At 55.7% G+C, this 2,756-nt stretch carries 3 protein-coding genes; all 3 read left to right on the top strand.

From position 1 onward, the window contains the following. Positions 1–251: hypothetical protein (locus tag O6944_05150; protein MCZ6718524.1), on the top strand; the 251-nt coding region annotated here is incomplete at its 5' end. Between the two features lie 32 nt (positions 252–283). Continuing rightward, positions 284–928, top strand: a complete 645-nt coding sequence (locus O6944_05155; protein ID MCZ6718525.1) for a methyltransferase type 11 — start codon at positions 284–286, stop codon at positions 926–928. A gap of 9 nt (positions 929–937) precedes the next feature. Further along, a complete protein-coding gene (locus O6944_05160; GenBank protein ID MCZ6718526.1) occupies positions 938–2,053 on the top strand; it encodes a glycosyltransferase in 1,116 nt (371 codons plus the stop codon). Positions 2,054–2,756: the final 703 nt, after the last annotated feature.

Here is a 2,756-nt window from a genome sequence, read left to right on the forward strand (position 1 = left end):
CAAGACCCAAAGCGGACATTGCGCACGACCGTTCGGTATTCTCTTCGGGTACGCTCTCAGAGCGCGAAAAGGTCACTGGCCGGGCTTTTGATCGCAAAATCAGCCCGATCAAGAGCGGACCACAGCCTATCGTGACAGCTCAGGGCCGAATTCGCGGCCGGATGCCCATTGTGCCACCATTGTCGGCGATTGGGAGGAGCCATCTGGGGAATCCTTGTTTACTGGACAAGAGGCCGGCCGATGTATGCTAGCCTTACCCGTCGTGCCATTGCCGAGGTGACCTTTGTTCCTAGCCGAAGCTCAGTGGTTCCGTGCACGCCTACAAGAGCTCGCAGGCAGCGCACTATTCCCCTTGCTCAACGTCGGCAGCGGGAACGATTTACACCGGCGGGTACGCCAACCCTGGATTGACCGGGAATTGTTCGCGCCGATCCGCGAGCGCGATGGGCGGGTCCTGCACATGGATATCATAGCCGGTCCAGGCATCGACGTGGTCGGTGATCTTAGCGATGAAGCAAGCCTGAAGGGTCTCAAAGATTTCGGCATCCGTTCCGTATTATGCTCTAACGTCCTGGAGCACGTCTCAGACCGAAATGCGTTTTGCGTCGCCATGCTTCAGCTGCTGCCGAGCGGTGGGGTGCTTCTGATATCCTGCCCGAACGCCTATCCCTACCATGCAGCCCCGATCGACACGATGTTTCGCCCCGAACTTGCGGAACTGCGCGCTCTTTTTCCGGCTACCGAGATGATCTCGGGTGAGATCCTCGACGTTGGGTCTTTCATCGACGAGATCCGGCAACAGCCCCTGTTGTTGCCGCGCTTGTTCCTGCCCTTCTACCGGCCTCGTCGGTGGTATGGTCTGTTGCACCGACTGCCGTGGCTCTTCCGCACCTATCGTGCGAGCTGTCTAGTGCTGCGTAAGCTCTGAAGCGGGGCCATGCGCAGTCGAACCAAAGTTCTGTTCATCACTCACGACATGCGTAGCGGTGGGGTCGAACGCGTCTTTAGCGAAATCTTGCGCTGCCTCGATCCCCAAGCCTTCGATCTTCATCTCGCCCTGCATCGCGCCGAAATCGTCTTTCCCGTTCCCGATAATGTCACCATTCACGAGATCGGTCTGAGAAAATTCTGGCAGTTTCCGGGCGCTGTTCTCGCTCTATCGCGCCTGATCCGGACAGTGAAGCCCGATCTCGTCGTCCCCGGCGCCATAAACCCCTGCCTTCTCCTGGGCGAAGCGCTACGCCTTGTCGCCGAGCGCCCGGCGACGCTTGCCATTATCGTTAATAACCCCAAACGGGAGCCGGGTTGGCGACAACCCTGGGCGCGCAGATCCTACCGTGTGATGGACGGTTTCCTGACACTGACCCACGACCTGAAAGACTTGGCGGTCGCGACCTACAACTTCATTGAGCCAGAACGGATCCGAGTCTGGACGACCGGCTTGATTGCCGAAGACATTGTCGCCAAGGCCGCCGTCCCGATCGACGACTCCCTGTTCGACAGGCCGGTGCTAATTGCTGTGGCGCGGCTGCACAAGCAAAAGCGCTTCGATATCATGATTGACGCATTCAGGCGCGTCCGCTCGCAAACTGAGGCGCGCCTTGTCATCATTGGTGACGGCAGCCTGCGTACAGACCTTACCAAGCAGATAGACGCCCTCGACTTGACAGACAGCGTGCACCTGCTGGGCTTCCAGGCTAATCCCTATCCGTGGCTGGCACGAGCTCACATGTTCTTATTGTCAAGCGACTATGAAGGACTTAGCACCATCCTCATCGAAGCGCAGCTGCTGGGCGTGCCCGCGGTTGCGACCGACTGCCCGACAGGATGTTCTGAAATCGTCAGCGCTGGCGAGACTGGGTTGCTGGTTCCAACCGGCGACCCTGATGCTTTGGCTGCCGCCGTGCTAACGCTGCTCGGTGATGATGCGCGCCGCCGGCGCATGGGCGAAGCGGCGCGCGAGAGAGCGGCGAGCCTGTTCGACGCACGCAATGCGATGCCGAAGTTGGCAGGAATTCTGCATGACGCCGCGCGTGGCGGCCCAGGCCAGTAGGGGCATCGCGAAACGCCGCCAATGTGCCTTCTTCGTGGGCGTTATTGCCTTTTAGATGACTAGCTTTCACAACTGAGCGATGCCACGACGGTGTGAACTTTGCGCCCGCACATTTTGGATGTCAACCAGCGCGGGCCTGTGTCGCTGTCAGCCCAATGCGAGTCGGGGTGGACATTTCCCATCCCTTATGCTGTTTGGTTCACGGGAGCCGTATCTCATGAACTATTCTTTTCGGCGAACGATTGACAAAAAAGACGATTTTCTTCATGAATTGAGGTACGATTCTACGAGGCACAATTAGACCAAAGCGTCAGGCTCCGTTGTTCCTGATTGCTTTCCAATGCATATAAAGTTTTCTCAGCCTATAGTTTACGATCCGCCGTATAATTGAAGGGAAAAAATCTGGCGTGTTCCAAGGGTCCGGTCCGTCCTTAATTGCATATCCCACATCAAAATGGATCAATATGGATTTTGGATGAGACAGATTGGTCTGGTTATCAATAATTTCGACTCCCACATCCTTCAGCTTTTGTGATATATATAAAATTAAATACTTTCAACGCCCTCTTTTTTGTTATTCCTTTCTAACCGCCAAATTGTGCCCAACTCCTATTTTCGTATTTTTTCTCCACACCCCCATCGATGTAGCCGCGACTGGTTTTGCCCCATCCATCACAAAATAAATTTTCAATATACTAATTAA

The organism is Gammaproteobacteria bacterium (assembly GCA_027296625.1).
In the GTDB taxonomy this organism is placed as follows: Bacteria; Pseudomonadota; Gammaproteobacteria; order JAKEHO01; family JAKEHO01; genus JAKEHO01.